The organism is Pseudomonas mediterranea CFBP 5447 (genome assembly GCF_000774145.1).
GTDB lineage: Bacteria > Pseudomonadota > Gammaproteobacteria > Pseudomonadales > Pseudomonadaceae > Aquipseudomonas > Aquipseudomonas mediterranea.
Map to the genome: position 1 here is coordinate 369,271 of NZ_KN322984.1, position 18,721 is coordinate 387,991.

General features: G+C 61.2%; 19 protein-coding genes. 9 read left to right on the top strand and 10 right to left on the bottom strand.

Annotated elements, in window-relative coordinates; translation table 11 throughout:
- The first annotated feature begins 207 nt into the window (after window positions 1-207).
- The 5 genes from N005_RS11440 to rlmF all read left to right on the top strand — a co-directional run bounded on the left by N005_RS11440 (window position 208) and on the right by rlmF (window position 6,861).
- Window positions 208-1,698 (top strand): leucyl aminopeptidase, encoded by a 1,491-nt coding sequence (locus N005_RS11440; protein WP_047701299.1) that lies wholly within the window; start codon window positions 208-210, stop codon window positions 1,696-1,698.
- A gap of 60 nt (window positions 1,699-1,758) precedes the next feature.
- Complete coding sequence (locus tag N005_RS11445; RefSeq protein WP_047701300.1) at window positions 1,759-2,187, top strand: DNA polymerase III subunit chi; 429 nt, start codon at window positions 1,759-1,761, stop codon at window positions 2,185-2,187.
- Between the two features lie 7 nt (window positions 2,188-2,194).
- Window positions 2,195-2,572, top strand: coding sequence for a hypothetical protein (locus tag N005_RS11450; RefSeq protein ID WP_047701301.1), 378 nt, complete (start codon window positions 2,195-2,197; stop codon window positions 2,570-2,572).
- A 155-nt stretch (window positions 2,573-2,727) separates the two neighbouring features.
- A complete protein-coding gene (locus tag N005_RS11455) occupies window positions 2,728-5,580 on the top strand; it encodes a valine--tRNA ligase (protein WP_047701302.1) in 2,853 nt (950 codons plus the stop codon).
- A gap of 255 nt (window positions 5,581-5,835) precedes the next feature.
- Window positions 5,836-6,861 carry a 23S rRNA (adenine(1618)-N(6))-methyltransferase RlmF gene (gene rlmF / locus N005_RS11460; protein WP_047701449.1) on the top strand — a complete coding sequence of 342 codons (1,026 nt, stop codon included), beginning with the start codon at window positions 5,836-5,838 and terminating at the stop codon, window positions 6,859-6,861.
- A gap of 87 nt (window positions 6,862-6,948) precedes the next feature.
- On the opposite strand, the gene N005_RS11465 is transcribed toward rlmF, so the two are convergent.
- Entirely contained in the window at window positions 6,949-7,233 is a 285-nt protein-coding gene (locus N005_RS11465; protein WP_047701303.1) for an HU family DNA-binding protein, read from the bottom strand.
- A 396-nt stretch (window positions 7,234-7,629) separates the two neighbouring features.
- Between N005_RS11465 and yejK the strand changes: the two genes are divergently transcribed.
- Window positions 7,630-8,634, top strand: a complete 1,005-nt coding sequence (gene yejK, locus N005_RS11470; RefSeq protein WP_024777637.1) for a nucleoid-associated protein YejK — start codon at window positions 7,630-7,632, stop codon at window positions 8,632-8,634.
- Window positions 8,634-8,990, top strand: a complete 357-nt coding sequence (locus tag N005_RS11475; RefSeq protein ID WP_047701304.1) for a glutaredoxin family protein — start codon at window positions 8,634-8,636, stop codon at window positions 8,988-8,990. The genes yejK and N005_RS11475 overlap by 1 nt, the downstream gene beginning before the upstream one ends.
- A 158-nt stretch (window positions 8,991-9,148) precedes the next feature.
- On the opposite strand, the gene N005_RS11480 is transcribed toward N005_RS11475, so the two are convergent.
- The 5 genes from N005_RS11480 to N005_RS11500 form a co-directional block, all read right to left on the bottom strand.
- Window positions 9,149-10,096 (bottom strand): glutathione S-transferase family protein, encoded by a 948-nt coding sequence (locus N005_RS11480; RefSeq protein WP_047701305.1) that lies wholly within the window; start codon window positions 10,094-10,096, stop codon window positions 9,149-9,151.
- Between the two features lie 79 nt (window positions 10,097-10,175).
- On the bottom strand, window positions 10,176-10,499 hold the full coding sequence (locus N005_RS11485; protein WP_052126382.1) for a GIY-YIG nuclease family protein: 324 nt from the start codon (window positions 10,497-10,499) through the stop codon (window positions 10,176-10,178).
- A 41-nt stretch (window positions 10,500-10,540) separates the two neighbouring features.
- On the bottom strand, window positions 10,541-11,011 hold the full coding sequence (locus tag N005_RS11490) for a nuclear transport factor 2 family protein (RefSeq protein ID WP_047701306.1): 471 nt from the start codon (window positions 11,009-11,011) through the stop codon (window positions 10,541-10,543).
- Window positions 11,012-11,099: 88 nt separating this feature from the next.
- On the bottom strand, window positions 11,100-12,428 hold the full coding sequence (locus N005_RS11495; protein ID WP_047701307.1) for a CynX/NimT family MFS transporter: 1,329 nt from the start codon (window positions 12,426-12,428) through the stop codon (window positions 11,100-11,102).
- Window positions 12,418-13,077 (bottom strand): FadR/GntR family transcriptional regulator, encoded by a 660-nt coding sequence (locus tag N005_RS11500; protein WP_047701308.1) that lies wholly within the window; start codon window positions 13,075-13,077, stop codon window positions 12,418-12,420. Before N005_RS11500 ends, N005_RS11495 begins: the two co-directional genes overlap by 11 nt.
- A 168-nt stretch (window positions 13,078-13,245) precedes the next feature.
- Between N005_RS11500 and N005_RS11505 the strand changes: the two genes are divergently transcribed.
- Both N005_RS11505 and N005_RS11510 read left to right on the top strand, forming a co-directional pair.
- The gene (locus N005_RS11505; protein WP_047701309.1) at window positions 13,246-13,557 is read left to right on the top strand and encodes a type II toxin-antitoxin system MqsR family toxin; all 312 of its coding nucleotides are present in this window, start codon (window positions 13,246-13,248) and stop codon (window positions 13,555-13,557) included.
- Complete coding sequence (locus tag N005_RS11510) at window positions 13,554-14,036, top strand: type II TA system antitoxin MqsA family protein (RefSeq protein ID WP_047701310.1); 483 nt, start codon at window positions 13,554-13,556, stop codon at window positions 14,034-14,036. Before N005_RS11505 ends, N005_RS11510 begins: the two co-directional genes overlap by 4 nt.
- Before the next feature lie 63 nt (window positions 14,037-14,099).
- Here N005_RS11510 and N005_RS11515 read toward each other — a convergent pair whose 3' ends face one another.
- The 4 genes from N005_RS11515 to N005_RS11530 all read right to left on the bottom strand — a co-directional run bounded on the left by N005_RS11515 (window position 14,100) and on the right by N005_RS11530 (window position 18,261).
- Window positions 14,100-14,864, bottom strand: a complete 765-nt coding sequence (locus N005_RS11515; protein ID WP_042730176.1) for an amino acid ABC transporter ATP-binding protein — start codon at window positions 14,862-14,864, stop codon at window positions 14,100-14,102.
- A 10-nt stretch (window positions 14,865-14,874) separates the two neighbouring features.
- Entirely contained in the window at window positions 14,875-15,972 is a 1,098-nt protein-coding gene (locus N005_RS11520; RefSeq protein ID WP_047701311.1) for an amino acid ABC transporter permease, read from the bottom strand.
- 10 nt (window positions 15,973-15,982) lie between these two features.
- Complete coding sequence (locus N005_RS11525) at window positions 15,983-17,164, bottom strand: amino acid ABC transporter permease (RefSeq protein ID WP_047701312.1); 1,182 nt, start codon at window positions 17,162-17,164, stop codon at window positions 15,983-15,985.
- A 65-nt stretch (window positions 17,165-17,229) separates the two neighbouring features.
- On the bottom strand, window positions 17,230-18,261 hold the full coding sequence (locus N005_RS11530) for an amino acid ABC transporter substrate-binding protein (RefSeq protein ID WP_047701313.1): 1,032 nt from the start codon (window positions 18,259-18,261) through the stop codon (window positions 17,230-17,232).
- Between the last annotated feature and the right edge of the window lie 460 nt (window positions 18,262-18,721).

The following is an 18,721-nucleotide window of genomic DNA, read 5'->3' on the forward strand; positions in this document are numbered from 1 at the left end:
CCTGTCACTTCGCACGCTTTAAACCGTGCCCCAAGCCATAAAGTTAGCTGTACCAAGGGTTGTCAGCCTCGGGGGCCGGGGTTCAAACTGCGGCCTTTGTCGCCGGCGCGATCGACAGCGTCGCTTCACTCAAGACGTGTGGCGAGGGAGCTTGCTCCAGCTACAGTCAGCGCCCGACATCTTGACCATTCATTCAGGGATCCGGACATGGAACTGGTTGTAAAAAGCGTTAGCCCAGAAACGTTGAAAACCGCCACCCTGGTGGTTGCCGTCGGCGAAGCCCGCAAGCTCGGCGTCGTCGCCTCCCAGCTCGACGCCCTGTGCGGCGGCGCCATCAGCGCCGTGCTCAAGCGCGGCGACCTCGCCGGCAAGGTCGGCCAGAGCCTGTTGCTGCACAACCTGCCCAACCTCAAGGCCGAGCGCGTGCTGCTGGTCGGGGTGGGCAAGGACGCCGAACTGGGCGATCGTCCGTTTCGCAAGATCATCGCCGGCGTGCTGGGTACCCTCAAGGGCCTGGGTGGCGGCGATGCCGCACTGGCGCTGGATGAGCTGGTGGTCAAGGGCCGCGACAGCTACGGCAAGACCCGCCTGCTGACCGAAACCCTGGTGGACGGCGAATACCAGTTCGACCGCTTCAAGAGCCAGAAGGCCGAACCCCGCGCCCTGAAAAAAATCACCTTGCTGACCATCAAGGCCGCCCAGGCCGAAGTCCAGCGCGCCGTGACCCACGCCACCGCCATCGCCAATGGCATGGCTTTCACCCGCGACCTGGGCAACCTGCCGCCGAACATCTGCCACCCGACATTCCTCGGCGAGCAGGCCAAGGCCCTGGGCAAGCAATTCAAGGGCCTGAAGGTCGAAGTCTTCGACGAGAAAAAAATCAAGGACCTGGGCATGGGCTCCTTCTACGCCGTCGGCCAGGGCAGCGCCCAGCCGCCACGCCTGATCGTCATGCAATACAACGGCGGCAGGAAGTCCGAGAAGCCTTACGCGCTGGTGGGCAAGGGCATCACCTTCGACACCGGTGGCATCAGCCTCAAGCCCGGCGCCGGCATGGATGAGATGAAATACGACATGGGCGGCGCCGCCAGCGTGTTCGGCACCCTGCGGGCCGTGCTCGAACTGCAATTGCCGATCAACCTGGTGTGCATCCTGGCCTGCGCCGAGAACATGCCCAGCGGCACGGCCTCGCGCCCGGGCGACATCGTCACGACGATGAGCGGCCAGACCGTGGAAATCCTCAACACCGACGCCGAAGGCCGACTGGTGCTGTGCGACGCCCTCACCTACTCCGAGCGCTTCAAGCCGCAAGCGGTGATCGACATCGCGACCCTGACCGGTGCTTGCGTCGTCGCCCTCGGCGCCCACACCTCGGGCCTGCTGGGCAACAACGACGAACTGATCGGCCAACTGCTCAGCGCCGGCCAGCAAGCCGACGACCGCGCCTGGCAGTTGCCGCTGTTCGACGAGTATCAGGAACAACTGGACAGCCCGTTCGCCGATATCGCCAATATCGGCGGCCCGAAAGCCGGGACCATCACGGCAGCGTGCTTCCTGTCGCGCTTCACCAAGAACCTGAACTGGGCACACCTGGACATCGCCGGTACGGCATGGACCAGTGGCGGCAAGGAAAAGGGAGCCACCGGTCGTCCGGTTCCACTGCTGACCCAGTACCTGCTGGACCGCGCCAAGGCCTGACACCCATGATTGCCGATGGCGCCGTCTACGGACGGCGTCACCGGCAGCTCAGGAACCGCAATGACCAAAGTCGATTTCTATATCCTGCCCAGCGCCGATCCGTCGGCCCGGCTGGATTTCGCCTGCAAGCTCACCGAAAAGGCCTGGCGCATGGGCCATCGCATCTACCTGCATTGCAGCGATGCCGCCCAACGCGAAGCGCTCGACGCACGCCTATGGGCCTTCAAGGGCGAAAGCTTCGTACCCCATGGCCCGGCCGAAAGCGAACCCGAAGGGCTGATCGTGCTGGGGCTGGGGGATGACTGCGGCCAACACCAGGACCTGCTGGTCAACCTCGACCTGAAAGTGCCGGCCTTTGCCCCACGCTTCGCCCGTGTGGCGGAAGTGGTGGTGGAGGATCCGGCCATCCGACAAGCCGCGCGGGAGAGTTTCCGTTTCTACCGCGAACAGGGCTATCCTCTGCAAGACCACCGTTTACAGCGACTCTGAGCCTACGATGGATACTCCAAAACCACCGCAAAAGCCGCCGCACCTGCTGGATGACCTCGAGTCGATCCGCCAGTTGCTCGGCGACGATACCCTGCAGCCGCCGTTGCTGACCGACACGGTCGCCCATGAGCCCGTGCATGAAGAACAGATCCCCCTGCTGTTCGAACCGATTTCCGGCCAGCCCGAGCCCAAGCCGGCGCCCAAGGCCGAACCCAAGGGCCCCGACGCCCTGCTGCACCTGGACAGCGAATTGCGCGCCGCCGCGCAGTTGATCATGCAGGACGTGATCGACGACTTCGCCCCGCACATCGAGACCGAGATCAAACGCCGGCTGGATGCGCGGATGGAGCGGCTGCTCGCCGCAGCTACGAGCGGCAAGCTTTAAGCTGCAAGCAAAAAGCCAAAGCCAAAGCCAAAGCCAAAGCCAAAGCCAAAGCCAGGCTGCCTTATCTTGCGGCTTGTAGCTGGTAGCTTGCCGCTGCCCGCAGGGCTATACTTCCCGGCTTTTCCTGAATAAATGCCAATAGGGTCCCGCCGCGCATGGATAAGACCTACCAGCCGCACGCCATTGAAACTTCCTGGTACAACACCTGGGAGTCCGAGAATTATTTCGCTCCGCAAGGCGCGGGCGATTCCTACACCATCATGATCCCGCCGCCGAACGTCACCGGCAGCCTGCACATGGGCCACGGGTTCAACAACGCGATCATGGACGCCCTGATCCGTTTCCGCCGCATGCAGGGGCGCAACACCCTGTGGCAGCCGGGGACCGACCACGCCGGTATCGCCACGCAGATGCTGGTGGAGCGCCGCCTCGAAGCCCAGGGCCAGAATCGCCATGACCTGGGCCGCGAAAAATTCCTCGAGAAGGTCTGGGAATGGAAGGATGAGTCCGGTGGCAACATCAGCCGCCAGATCCGCCGCCTCGGCTCGTCCGTGGACTGGAGCCGCGAGCGCTTCACCATGGACGACGGTCTCTCGGAAGCGGTGAAGGAAGCTTTCGTGCGCCTGCACGAGGACGGGCTGATCTATCGCGGCAAGCGCCTGGTCAACTGGGACACCAAGCTGCACACCGCCATTTCCGACCTCGAAGTGGAAAACCATGACGAGAAAGGTTTCCTGTGGAACCTGAAGTACCCATTGGCCGATGGCGCCAAGACCGCTGAAGGCAAGGATTACCTGATCGTCGCCACCACCCGTCCGGAAACCATGCTGGGCGACTCGGCCGTGGCGGTGAACCCGAACGACGAGCGCTACAAGGCCCTGATCGGCCAGTTCGTGGAACTGCCCCTGGTCGGCCGTCGCATCCCGATCATCGGCGACGATTACTGCGATCCTGAATTCGGCACCGGCTGCGTGAAAATCACCCCGGCCCACGACTTCAACGACTACGAAGTCGGCAAGCGCCACAACCTGCCGCTGCTCAATATCTTCGACAAGAACGCCAACGTCCTGCCCGCAGCCCAGGTGTTCAACCTCGATGGCACGCTGAACGAAAGCATCGACGGCCAGATCCCGGCCGAATACGCCGGCCTCGACCGTTTCGAAGCACGCAAGCAGATCGTCGCGGCCTTCGAAGCCGCCGGCCTGCTGGTCAGCGTCGACGATCACGCCCTGAAGGTGCCCAAAGGCGACCGCTCCGGCACCGTCATCGAGCCGTGGCTGACCGACCAGTGGTACGTGTCCACCAAGCCTTTGGCTGAGCCGGCGATTGCCGCGGTCGAAGACGGTCGTATCCAGTTCGTGCCCAAGCAATACGAAAACATGTACTTCTCGTGGATGCGTGACATCCAGGATTGGTGCATCAGCCGCCAGCTGTGGTGGGGCCACCGTATTCCGGCCTGGTACGACGAGTCGGGCAAGGTCTATGTCGGCCGCGACGAAGCCGAAGTCCGTGCCAAGCACAACCTCGGCCCGGACGTGGCCCTGCAACAGGACAACGACGTCCTCGACACCTGGTTCAGCTCGGGCCTGTGGACGTTCTCGACCCTGGGCTGGCCGCAGCAGACCGAGTTCCTGAAGAAATTCCACTCCACCGACGTGCTGGTCACCGGTTTCGACATCATTTTCTTCTGGGTTGCCCGGATGATCATGCTGACCATGCACCTGGTGAAGAACGAGGACGGCACGCCGCAGGTGCCGTTCAAGACGGTCTACGTCCACGGCCTGGTGCGCGATGGCCAGGGCCAGAAGATGTCCAAGTCCAAGGGCAACGTCCTGGACCCATTGGACATCATCGACGGCATCGACCTGGAAGCGCTGGTGGAGAAACGCACCACCGGCCTGATGCAGCCGACTCCAAAACTGCTGAAGAAAATCGAGAAGCAGACCCGCGAAGAATTCCCGGACGGCATCGCCAGCTTCGGCACCGACGCGATGCGCTTCACCTTCTGCTCCCTGGCGTCCACCGGCCGCGACATCAAGTTCGACATGGGCCGCGTCGAAGGCTATCGCAACTTCTGCAACAAGATCTGGAACGCCGCGCGCTACGTGCTGGATAAGGGCGAAGACTGCGGCCAGAACGGCGAAGCCTTTGAGCTGACCCTGGCCGATCGCTGGATCATTTCCCAGTTGCAGCGCACCGAAGCCGAAGTGACCCGCCAGTTGGACCAGTTCCGCTTCGACCTGGCCGCGCAGGCCTTGTACGAGTTCATCTGGAACCAGTACTGCGACTGGTACCTGGAACTGTCCAAGCCAGTGCTGTGGGACGAGAACGCGCCGATCGAGCGCCAGCGCGGCACCCGTCGCACCCTGGTGCGCGTGCTGGAAGTGGCGCTGCGCCTGGCGCATCCGTTCATGCCGTTCATCACCGAGGAAATCTGGCAGCGCGTCGCACCGCTGGCCGGCGCCGAAGGCAAGACGATCATGCTGCAACCTTGGCCGGTGGCCAATGAAACCCGCATCGATCCAGCGGCCGAAGATGACATCGAGTGGCTCAAGACCTTCATGCTGGGCCTGCGCAACATCCGCGCCGAAATGAACATCGGTCCGGGCAAGCCGCTGACCCTGTTCCTGAACAACGCCAACGCCGAAGACCTGCGCCGCCTCAACGAGAACGAAGCGCTGCTCAAGAAGCTGGCGAAGCTCGAATCGGTGACGGTCCTGGCCGCCGGCGAAGAAGCGCCCCTGTCGGCCACCGCCTTGGTCGGCGAGATGGAAGTGCTGGTGCCAATGGCCGGCCTGATCGACAAGGCTGCCGAACTGGCGCGCCTGGACAAGGAAATCGGCCGCCTCAAGGGCGAAGTGCAGCGCGTCGGCGGCAAGCTGTCCAACGCCGGCTTCGTCGACAAGGCCCCGGCCGACGTCATCGAGAAGGAGCGGGCCAAACTGGCCGAGGCCGAACAGGCCTTGGGCAAGCTGGCCGAACAGCACGCGCGGATTGCCAGCCTGTAACGGCAAGCTGCAATGAACGAAGGAGGCCCTGGTGGCCTCCTTTTTTCTACCCGCCGTTTTCTTGCGAACATAAAGCAAACGCTGTGGGAGCGAGCCTGCTCGCGATGACGGGAGTAAATTCGCCATAGATGCAGCCTGACCCACCGCTATCGCGAGCAGGCTCGCTCCCACATTTAATCGGCGCGCGCCTCAAGACCGCATCGGATGTGGGACAATGCCCGCCACTTTTTGAGCCAGCCCCGAATCGACCCGCCCATGACCGCGCCCCGCCCCCCCAGACCCGCACGCCAGAAGCCCAAGCCCGCCGCCGAAACCAAGGCCGTCGTGCCCCGCGAGAAAGCCAGCCTGCACCCGCGCAATCGCCATCAGGGCCATTACGACTTCCCAGCCTTGATCAAGGGCACGCCGGAACTGGCCAGGTTCGTGATCATCAACCCCTATGGCAAGGAAAGCATCGACTTCGCCAGCCCCGAAGCCGTGCGAGTGTTCAACCGGGCGCTGCTCAAATCCTTCTACGGCATTGCCCACTGGGACATTCCGGCCGACTACCTGTGTCCTCCGGTACCGGGTCGAGCGGACTATGTGCACTTCCTCGCAGACCTGCTCGCCAGCCATAACGAAGGGGAAATCCCTCGGGGCGCGGCGGTGAAGGTGCTGGACGTCGGCACCGGCGCCAACTGCGTGTATCCGTTGATTGGCTACAGCGACTACCGCTGGCACTTCCTGGGGTCGGAGATCGACCCGACGGCGATCGCCTCGGCCAAGACCATCGTCCAGGCCAACGGGTTGGCCAAGGCTATCCAACTGCGCCAGCAAACCAATCGCAAGCAGATCCTGCTGGGCCTGCTCGACGAAGCCGAACGGTTCGACCTGACGATGTGCAATCCGCCGTTCCACGCGTCCCTGGAGGAGGCCACCCGCGGCAGCCAGCGTAAATGGCGCGCCTTGGGCAAGGCTGATCCGAAACGCAAGTTGCCGGTCCTGAATTTCGGCGGTCAGGCCGCCGAGTTGTGGTGCGAGGGGGGAGAAGTCCGTTTCGTGACCCAACTGATTGGAGAAAGCGCACAGTTGGCCCGGCAGGTCCTGTGGTTCAGTACCCTGGTGTCAAAGGTATCGAACCTGCCGGCAATTCAGGCCGCCCTGAAGAAGGCCGGGGCGGTGCACAGCGAAGTGGTGGAGATGTCCCAGGGACAAAAACAGAGCCGCTTCGTGGCCTGGACCTTCCACACCGAGGCACAACAACAGGCCTGGCGCCAGGCGCGCTGGATTCGCAAGGACTAATGGGCCGCATTGTGTCGGCCACTTTATTCAGGACAACAAAAAACCGTGCCCGGACTGCTCCGCTGCACGGTTTTTTTTAAAAGCGTCTTACTTGGCGTTGATCGAATCAACCAGGCCTTTGGCCGCAACCAGCTTGACGACTTTCTTTGCAGCGATTTCGATGGCAGCGCCAGTCGAAGGGTTGCGACCGGTACGGGCAGGACGCTCGGTGACTTTCAGCTTGCCAACGCCTGGCAGAGTCAGTTCGCCGCCGTTTTCCAGCTGATCGGCAACGATTTGGCCCAGTTGGTCCAGCAGTGCACGCACGGTGGTTTTCGGCGCGTCTGCAGCTTCAGCCAGATCAGCGATCAGTTGGTCTTTAGTAAGAGCCATGTAGTGTTCCTTCCCTATCAAATTCATATGGATTGCAGAGTGCAGTGCCAGCCATCGAGCCCGATCTCTTCGAATCGGACACCCTCGGTCATCACCACGACGGGTCGGGGTAATAGATGCCGAAATCCGGGTTTGGTTCGACCTGACAAATGCTGAATGCATGCTTAACGCAGTGCCTTCGCGTAAGACCGGGCAAAACTAGCACAACGCCTGGGAAATATCCGCCCTTAGCTACCCATTTGGTCAGCTTTATTGCGCTAAATGGGTAAAAAAATGCATATGGGCTGTCGGAGGGCTCTGAAATCCCCTTCTCAGCGTTCCAAAACCAGTGATTGCGGTACACTGGGCGCTTTTCGGGGGAGCGTGCCCTCCTCTCTTTCATCAGCCGAGAAGCCCATGCCGATCCGTCATTGCATCGTCCACCTGATCGACAAAAAACCCGACGGCACCCCTGCTGTGCTCCATGCCCGGGACTCCGAACTGGCAGAGTCCACGGCCATCGAAAACATGCTTGCCGATCTCAACGAGAGCTACAACGCCAAACAAGGCAAGGCCTGGGGGTTTTTCCATGCCGAATCCGGTGCACATCCGTTCAGCGGCTGGCTGAAGGAATACCTGGACGGCGGCAAGGACTTCACGGCGTTCAGTCGCGTGGCGGTGGAGCATCTGCAGAAGCTGATGGAAGAGTCCAACCTGTCGGTGGGCGGCCACGTGCTGTTCGCCCATTATCAACAGGGCATGACCGACTACCTGGCCATCGCCCTGCTGCACCACAGCGAAGGCGTGGCGGTCACCGATGAGCTGGACGTTACCCCCTCCCGTCATCTGGACCTGGGCCAGTTGCACCTGGCGGCACGGATCAACGTGTCGGAATGGCAGAACAATAAACAGTCCAGGCAGTACATTTCCTTCATCAAGGGCAAGAACGGCAAGAAGGTCTCGGAATACTTCCGCGACTTCATCGGCTGCCAGGAGGGTGTCGACGGCCCTGGCGAAACCCGCACGCTGCTCAAGGCCTTCAGCGACTTCGTCGAAAGCGAAGACCTGCCCGAAGACGATGCCCGGGAAAAGACCAAGACCCTGGTGGATTACGCCAGCAGCCAGGCCAAGCTTGGCGAACCCATGGGCCTGGAAGAACTGTCCGAGCTGATCGACGAGGATCGCCCGAAGGCTTTCTACGATCACATCCGCAACAAGGACTACGGCCTGTCGCCGGAAATCCCGGCGGATAAACGCACGCTCAACCAGTTCCGCCGTTTCACCGGCCGCGCCGAAGGCCTGTCCATCAGCTTCGAGGCGCACCTGTTGGGCTCCAAGATCGAATATGACGAAGAAGCCGGCACGTTGATCATCAAAGGGTTGCCAACATCGTTGACGGACCAGTTGAAACGGCGGAATTGATGTTCAGCGGGGTCCTGAGGAAGTTTCTGCTGATTCTGCTGGTGATCGTGGCGTACCAGAACTGGGGCAAGATCGAGCGGCTGCTCAACCCCTCGCAAATGCTCTCGCAGCAGATCCGCGACCATGCCCGCGTTACGCTGTACGCCACCGACTGGTGCGGCTACTGCAAGGCAACGCGACGGTTCCTGGACGAGAAAGGCGTTCCGTATCGCGAGTTCGATATCGAGAAAGACCCCGAAGCGCGCAAGGCCTATGAGGCGCTGGGCGGTCGGGGAATTCCGATCCTGGACGTGAATGGCACGTTGATTCGTGGGTATGAGCCCGAGACTATCCTCAAGGCCTTATCCGCGACATAGCTCTGTGTGAATCCAACAGCCCGATCGCGAGCGGACCGCGATTCCGGGAACGTCGCAAAATCCAGTGTGGGAGCGAGCCTGCTCGCGATGAGGACACTCCAGTCACCATTTGCACTGACTGTCACACCGCTTTCGCGAGCAAGCCCGCTCCCACAGGCTCATGGGTTTGTCTGGCAAGCCTCGATACGAAACCCGAACCGTGGGAAGTGCACATGCACCACCCCACCGCGCTCGTCTTCACGACGCAGGATCAGCTCTTCGCGCCCGGCAAACAACAGTTCTCCCGCCACCGGATCGACACCATAGTCAGTCGCGGCAATGGTCACCTGCTGTCCCTTCGCAAACCCGTTCGACTCATCGAATGGTTCATCCGGCAACGCAGCCGGCGTAGCGTTGCGGGCCACTTCCAAGGCCTCTTCGGAACTCATCGCGCTCGACGCACCATGGCCGAAAGCCAACACCCGCGCCAGCCAGGCCGAGACGGCCGGATACGCGTCCACCAGCGCCGAAGTCACCGGCGTGCCCTTGAGAAACCACAATGGGTGAGCCATGGCGAAGTCGGCAATCGAAGGTTGCCCTAACAGAAAGTCGCCGTCCTCGCGTTGCAGCTGTTGCTCAAGGCGCGCCATGATCGTCGGCCACTGGTGCCTGGCCTGCTCGGCAGCCAAACGCGTTGCGGTGCCGCCGTTGAACAGCCCGGCGCGATCGGCGATGAACGCCTTGACCGCCTCAGGCGACAGCCTGGCGAAACGCACGGCCATCGACTCGGGCTGGAACACCAGGCTCACCCCATGCTGGAACACCACCGAGTCGGCCCAGGCCGCGAAGGATGCCGCGATCATCTCCCGGCCTTCGGGAAACAGCGCCGGCGTGGCCTTTTCCTGCTCAAGTCGCCGGGCGATCAGGGCCGTGTCGCAATAAATGTCCGCGCCGATCTGCAACACCGGCGTCTTGCGGTAGCCGCCCGTCAACGCCGTCAGGTCGGGCTTGGGCATCATCGGCGGGATGTTGACCGAGCGCCAGGACAAGCCCTTGAAGCCCAGCAGCAGACGGGCTTTTTCGGCGAAGGGGGACGTCGGGTAATGATGAAGAATCAGCTCTGACATGAGATTTGCCAATGCAGGAAGGAAGTCCGCAAGCTTAGCGCGCCACGGCCAGACAGCCTACCCACCTGATGAGGGCTCATCAGTGGGATGGATGATGCGGCGCGGCACTCGCCACCAGGCATTCCTTGGCGCTTTTGCGCAGCTTTTTGATCAACCGCTCCTGGCGCAGGGCTTCGCCCTTGTCACGGCAGGCTTCGGTATAGACCAGTGCCACCGCCGGGCTGGAGAGAAAGAAACGTGCGCCCTTGCCACTCTGGTGCTTGGCGAACCGGCGCACCGGATCGTCGCTGATGCCACAGTACAACGCGCCGTTGGCGGCCCGCACCAGGTAGACGAACCAGGGCTTGCCCGGTTCGGTCGCAGCCTCCACAGGCAGCTCGGGAGTGTTGTTGGCAGTCGTCACGAAATGTTCAACAGACGCGTAGGAAGTAGGCCGCGATCTTATCAGCGACTGGCCTGGAACGCCCGAAGCCCTTTGAGCGCCTGGGCCCTGACCGCATTGCGCACCAGCGGCGTCCAGCCCAACAGCAAGCCCTTGGCACCCAAGGCCTGACGGGACCAGCGCCACAGATCGAAGCTGTCGTGATGCTCGCAGATCTTGCCATCGCGAAACACGAAGCGGGCCTGGATGTCATTGACCACCACATTGCCGGTCTGGCTGAACAGGTAAGTCGCCACCCAATGCGCCCCACCGGAACGCTCATCGCTGCGCACGTTGTCGAAGGTCAGGGAAAAGTCCTTGGCGCGGGTGGTGAGCATGCGCCACATGTCACCGGCATCACGGCCACGCAGCTCGCCGAACGCCGGGTCGCTGAAGACCACGTCGTCGGTGTAGCAGGCGCTCATGGCTTCGGCATCCAGGCGCTGGAAGGCCTGGTAGAACCGGTTGATCAGGGCGGTGTGGGCATCACTCATGGGCGAACTCCGAAAAGCGTTTCAGTGGACTCGCCACAATAATCTGCCACTGGCGAGAACACTATCGTCATTCGCCATGAAAATAACATCAGCGAAGGTCGGTGATTTTCTCGCTGCTGACGCCGACGTACAACGCCCGCCCTGCGCCGATACCGGCGATGATCGCGCCCAGGCCGATCAAGCCGAAGATCCAGCCCAGGGCTTGCCATCCGCCGGTCCAGTCATGCACCACCCCCACTGCGAAAGGCCCGAGGGACGCCAGGGTATAACCGAAGCCCTGGGCCATGCTGGAGAGGTTCGCGGCCACATGGGCGTCTCGCGAACGCAACACGATCAGCGTCAACGCCAGACTGAACGTTGCGCCCTGCCCCAATCCCAGCAGGATCGCCCAGCCCCACAAACCGCCGAGGGGCGCGTAGAGGCAACCGAACAGCCCGCCGAGGGTCATGACCATGACGATCACGATGGCCGGACGCTGGTCCTGCCCACGGGTCGCCAACCAAGGCGCCGCCAGGGAGCTGATCAGCTGCACGATGACCGAGCCCGACAACACCAGGCCGGCCTGGGTCGGCGTCAGGCCACGACCGATGAGGATCGATGGCAACCAGCCGAACACGATGTAGGCCAGGGACGATTGCAGCCCCATGTACAGCGTCACTTGCCAGGCCAGTGGATCGCGCAACAACCCGCGAACCCGATATGCCGCCTGGTGGGCACCTTGTTTCTGAGCGGTTTGCGGCAGCCAGAACACGGCGGCCAGCAATGCCGGAACCGCCCAGAACCCAAGCCCCAGGGCCCAATTGTGGTTCAGTTGCTCGCTCAACGGCACCGTTGCCCCAGCGGCCATCGCCGCGCCCAGGCACAACGCCATGGTGTAGACCCCGGTCATGGTCCCGGCCTGCCGGGCGAAGTCACGCTTGACGATGCCCGGCAACAGCACGCCGATCACACCGATACTCGCACCGGCCAGGACGCTGCCGGCGAACAGGCCGACCTGGCCGAACGAACTGCGCAGCACAATCCCACCGGCAAGCGTCAGCAAGATCCCCAGCACCACGCGCTCGGCGCCGAAACGCCGAGCCAGCACGGGCGCCAGTGGCGCGAACAGGCCAAGGCAGAGCACCGGCAGCGTAGTCAGCAGGCCCGCCTGGGCGGCCGACAAGCCGAGGTTTTTCGAAACCTCGCTGAGCAAAGGCGCCATGCTCGACAACGCCGGGCGCAGGTTCAACGCAACCAGGATCAACCCGAGCAACAGCAACCAGGGCCGGCGCAGCAGCGGATGGGCCTGCTGGGCCTGTTCGTCGTCGACTTCAGCGTCGATCAGCAGTTCTTCGAGCTCGGCGCCGCGCTTGGGCGTCTTCGAGGGAGTAGGGTCAGGCAGATCGCGGGACATGGAAAACTCGGCTTCAGGGTTCATTGATCAACTGTCGACAAAGGGCCTTGGCCCGTTGCGGGTCTTGCTGCTCGACGGCTTCGAGGATTTCGGCGTGCAGGTCGAACACGTGTTGATGACGCGGGACGATGTTGAGACTTTGGCGCAGTTGCGCAGCGATCACGCTGGAAAAGTAGCGATACAACTCACTGAGCGCCGGGTTGTGCGCGGCGTCTACCAAGCGGCGATGGAACACCAGGTCGCAGGCGATGTACTGCTCCAGATCGCCGTGATAGTGCGCGCCACTGGCCTGTAATGCCTGGTGCAAGGCTTGCAGGTCTTCGTCGGTACGCCGCATCGCCGCCAGGCCGACGGCCTCGACTTCCAGGATATGCCGGGTTTCCCGAGCCTGTTCCAGCGAACAACGGGACAACACCTTGAGGGTGTCCAGTGGATCGACCACCGCCCGCACATAACTACCGTCGCCCTGGCGGACCTCGATCAATCCGGAAAACGCCAGTACGCGCATGGCTTCACGCACGGTATTACGGCTGATACCCAGCTCGGCCACCAGCTCCGGCTCGGTGGGCAATCGCCGCCCCACCGGCCACACACCGTCACTGATGCGCCGACGCATCTGATCCAGCGCCTGATCGACCAGTGATCGACGGACTATTGGGGAATTTTCTGTCATGGAAAGCACCTTTTCATCCAATCATGGGATGAATTTTCTGACATGTTAGTCAGCTTCGTGTAGGACGACAACCGCCTACGGTCAGTGAGAGGGAAAACAAAGCAAAATTTCCGATTGGTAAAATTACCCTTTTAGGGTAAATCTAGAAGCAGAGGCCCACGGTTTCTTATGGAAAAGAACTCACCTCATTACGCGTTGGCGGTGATACAGGCGGATGTCAGGCGGCTCAGGGGAAATGCGTTCACCAGCACCGCAAAAAACAATGCATGGGTGCTCGGCCTGACGCTCTCGGATATGCAGGAAGTCATTTGCGGACTCCAGCGAAAGCAATTTTATAAATCGATGACCGCCTATGACGATCATCGAGTCTGGCACGACGTCTATCACGCCAATACACACGGTCTGGAGATTTACATCAAGGTGACCTACCGTCCGAGCGGAGGCCCACCGGTAATCTCCTTCAAGGAGAAAAACGTATGACAACCCAGCAATGTTTCAGCTGTGGCGCCCCGGAGGGCATGTTGCATTTCGAAGGTCGCGGCGAAACCTTGAGCGTCAAGGGACTGGAGCGCCGGGTCGATGACCTGTCGGGCTGGGAATGCCGGATGTGCGGGGAAGTCGAGCTCGATACCGGCTGCGCGGAGCGCCATGCAAAGGCGGGAGATGAGTTGGTCAATGCCGCCAGGCAGATGATCGGCGAGGAAATCAAACGCATCCGCCGCAAGCTGCACCTGTCACAGAAAGACGCCGTATCGCTTTTGTCGGGCGGAGGGCACAACGCGATGTCCCGCTATGAGCGCGGCGAGGTATTGCCGCCAAAACCATTGATGCTGCTGATGCGCCTGCTTGACCTCTATCCCCATTTGCTCGCAGACGCACGAACCCTGGCGGAAGGTGCCGACTTGAGGCAATTCAAGACCACGGTGCACAAGGAGCACGAAATCCTTACTGATTCCTGAGTATCGCCACAGAAAAAATAAACCCGGAACACAGTCCGGGTTTATTTCGTTACCTGGCGTCGATCAATGCAGGATCTGGCTCAGGAACAGCTTGGTGCGGTCGTTCTGCGGGTTGTCGAAGAAGTCGTTCGGCGCTGCCTGCTCGACGATTTCCCCCTTGTCCATGAAGATCACGCGGTTGGCCACGGTACGGGCGAAGCCCATTTCGTGGGTTACGCACAACATGGTCATGCCGTCTTCGGCCAGGCCGATCATGGTGTCGAGTACTTCCTTCACCATTTCCGGGTCGAGAGCCGAGGTCGGCTCGTCGAACAGCATGATTTTCGGTTTCATGCACAGGGCGCGAGCGATGGCTACACGCTGCTGCTGACCGCCGGAGAGCTGGCCCGGGTATTTGTGCGCCTGCTCCGGAATGCGCACGCGCTCCAGGTAATGCATGGCGATTTCCTCGGCCTTGCGCTTGGGCATCTTGCGCACCCACATCGGCGCCAGGGTGCAGTTCTGCAGGATGGTCAGGTGCGGGAACAGGTTGAAGTGCTGGAACACCATGCCGACTTCACGGCGGATCGCTTCGATCTGCTTGAGGTCGTTGGTCAGCTCCACGCCATCGACCACGATGCGGCCTTGCTGATGCTCTTCCAAACGGTTGAGGCAACGGATGGTGGTGGACTTGCCGGAGCCCGACGGGCCGCACAGCACGATACGTTCGCCCTGTTTGACGTTCAGGTTGATGTCTTTCAACACGTGGAACTGGCCGTACCACTTGTTGACGCCCTGCATCTGAATAATGCCTTCAGGGCTCACAGGCTTTTTGATTGCTTCACTCATGAGTCAACTCCTAACGCTTGTGGCCTGTGTCGAGCTTGCGTTCCAGATGCATGGAATAGCGCGACATACCAAAACAGAAAATCCAGAACACCAGGGCGGCGAACACATAGCCTTCGGTGGCCATGCCCAGCCATTTCGGGTCGGCGGCAGCTTGTTTCACGCTGTTGAGCAGGTCGAACAGGCCGATGATGATCACCAGGCTCGTGTCCTTGAACAACGCAATGAAGGTGTTGACGATGCCAGGGATCACCAGCTTCAGGGCTTGCGGCAGAATCACCAGGCCCATGCTGCGCCAGTAGCCAAGGCCCATCGCCGCAGCCGCTTCGTATTGCCCCTTTGGAATCGCTTGCAGACCGCCGCGCACCACTTCGGCCACATAGGCCGACTGGAACAGGATGACCCCGATCAGCGCCCGCAGCAGCTTGTCGAAGTTCATGCCTTCAGGCAGGAACAGCGGCAGCATCACCGACGACATGAACAGCACCGTGATCAACGGCACGCCACGCCAGAACTCGATGAACGTCACGCAGACCACGCGGATCGCCGGCAGGTTCGAACGCCGCCCCAGGGCCAGCACGATGCCCAGCGGCAATGCGCCGGCGATGCCGACGGTGGCGATCACCAGGGTCAGCATCAGGCCGCCCCATTGGCTGGTCGCCACGGCGTCCAGACCGAACACGCCACCGTGCAGCAGGCACCAGGCGACGATCGGATACACCACCAGGAAGCTCAGGCCGTAGATCGCCTTGCGCGGGAAGCGCGAGATGAACAATGGCGCCGCACCGATCACTGCCAGCCACACGGTCAGGTCCACGCGCCAGCGCAGGTCCGCCGGGTAGTAGCCGTACATGAACTGACCGAAACGCTGCTGGATGAACACCCAGCAAGCGCCTTCCTTGGTGCAGTCGGCGCGGGTAGTACCCACCCAGTTCGCATCCAGGATGGCCCAGTGCAGCAGCGGTGGGATAATCAGATAAATCAGGTAGAACGCAAACAGGGTCAGCAGCGTGTTGATCCAGCTGGAGAACATGTTGGCGCGCACCCATGCCACCACACCGATGCTGTTGCTCGGTGGAGGCATATCGGGTTTGAAAGTATGGGATGTCATGCGCGTTTCCTCACCGCTCGATCAGCGCAATGCGCTTGTTGTACCAGTTCATCAGCAGGGAAATGCTGATACTGATTGCCAGGTACACACTCATGGTGATCGCGATCACCTCGATGGCCTGGCCGGTCTGGTTCAACACCGTGCCGGCGAACAGCGACACCATTTCCGGGTAGCCGATACCGGCCGCCAGGGAAGAGTTTTTCGCCAGGTTCAGGTATTGGCTGGTCAACGGCGGAATGATCACGCGCAGGGCCTGCGGAATGATCACCTTGCGCAGGGTCGGACCGTTGCGCAGCCCGAGGGAGCGGGCCGCCTCGGTCTGGCCGTGGCTGACCGACTTGATACCCGAGCGCACGATCTCGGCGATGAATGCCGCGGTATACACAGTCAACGCCAGGGTCAAGGCCAGCAGTTCCGGGATCAGCACCCAGCCACCGACGAAGTTGAAACCCTTGAGTTCCGGCATTTCCCATTGCACTGGCGCACCAAACACCAACGCGCACACGGCCGGGATCACCAGGAACAGCGCCAGGCCCACCCAGAACTTGTGGAATGGCTCTCCGGTTTCTTCGAAACGCTTGTTGGCCCAACGCGTCATCAGCACGATGGCGACAATCGCCAGCACGACGCTGACCACGAACGGCCAGAACCCATCGGCGACCAGCGCGGCCGGCATGTTCAGGCCCCGGCTGCTGACGAAGAAAGTGTCGCCGAAGTTATGGCTGTTGCGCGGCCCAGGCATGCTCAGGAATACCGCGAAGTACCAGAACAGGATTTGCAGCAACGGTGGGATGTTACGGAAAACCTCCACGTAAACGGTCGCCAGCTTGGAGATGATCCAGTTCTGCGACAAGCGCGCGACACCGATGATGAAACCGAGGATGGTCGCCAGGATCACCCCGATGAAGGTCACCAGCAACGTGTTGAGCAAACCGATGACAAACACGCGGGCATAGCTGTCCGCTTCGGTGTAGTCGATCAGGTGTTGAGCGATGCCGAACCCGGCACTGCGTTCCAGGAAACCGAAACCGGACGTGATGCCCCGGTGCTGGAGATTGGTCTGGGTGTTGTCGAACAGGAACCAGCCCAACGCGATAACCGCCACGACAGTGACGATCTGAAATACCCACGCACGCACTTTTGGATCGCTGAGGCTGAGCCTCTGCTTTGGTGCGCCGATTGAATTTTGCATGAAGTGCCCCGCAAAGAATGGAACAGAACATCACCCGGTGGTTGGCCCACCGGGTGATAGAACCATCAGCGCACTGGTGGTGCGTATTGGATGCCGCCAGCGTTCCACAGCGCGTTCAGGCCGCGGTCGATTTCCAGCGGGGTGCCTTTGCCGAGGTTGCGCTCGAACATTTCACCGTAGTTGCCGACTTGCTTGACGATCTGCACGACCCAGTCTTTCGGCAGTTTCAGGTCCTTGCCGTATTCACCGTCAGCGCCGAGCATACGAGCGACGTCCGGGTTCTTGGTGGACTTGGCTTCGGCCTCGACGTTCTTCGAGGTCACACCGGCTTCTTCAGCATTGAGCAGCGCGTAGCCAGTCCAACGCACGATGGCCAGCCACTCGTCGTCGCCGTTACGCACGACCGGGCCCAGGGGTTCCTTGGAAATGGTTTCCGGCAGAACCACGTAGTCCTTCGGCGAAGCCAGCTTGCTGCGCTGGGCGAACAGCTGGGACTTGTCGGAGGTCAGTACGTCGCAACGACCGGACTCCAGCGACTTGGCGCTTTCGTCGGAGGTGTCGAAGGTGATCGGGGTGTACTTCAGGCCGTTGGCACGGAAGTAGTCGGAAACGTTCAGTTCAGTGGTGGTACCGGCCTGGATGCAGATGGTTGCACCGTCCAGTTCCTTGGCGCTCTTGACGCCCAGCTTGTTGTTGGCCAGGAAGCCGATGCCATCGTAGTAGGTGATGAAGCCTGGGAATTTCAGGCCCATGCCCGCGTCACGGGAGCTGGTCATGGTGGAGTTGCGCGAGAGCACATCGATTTCGCCGGACTGCAGCGCGGTGAAGCGCTCCTTGGCGTTCAACTGGCTGAACTTGACCTTGGTCGCATCGCCGAAGACGGCAGCGGCAACGGCACGGCAGAAGTCAGCGTCGATACCGACGATCTTACCGGTCGAATCAGGCACCGAGAAACCCGGCAGGCCATCGCTTACGCCGCATTGCACAAAGCCTTTCTTCTGTACGGCGTCCAGGGTTGCACCCGCCTGAGCGAACCCGCTAACCCCAAGCACTGCTGCTGCAGTCACTACTGCCAGGGTGGATTTCAGTAACTTCATTCAAACCTCCAGTTTTGCTCTTGTTGTGTCGGAGCTTGAGTCCTGTCGCACCCTTTTGGGGCATTGCCGACCCTTGTTGGCTTTTTTTAGGGTCAACCGACGTCTGGACCTTCGCTATGAGTCTATTAATGAGGACGGTGCGCCATTAGCAGCCGTACCCACTTCTCACCAATCGGCCGAACGGGCTGTAGCCCTTCACGTTCGCGAAGCCCGTAGCGGCTATTGGCGAACATCCATCACCGGATTTCCGATATCCCATGCGTCGCGTCGAGCTGATAGTGTTACCGCGCAGCGTAAGATTCATCACTCGGGTATCCTCATAGCAAAGCCCGTACCAGACCGCCGCGCTGGGCCCTTGAGAATTACGTCAAGACAAAAAGTTGTAATTTTGCGACATCTAATTAACTGAGGCACCGGGAACGCACCGTAATCACGCACTGATAGGGCGCACCCGCACAGA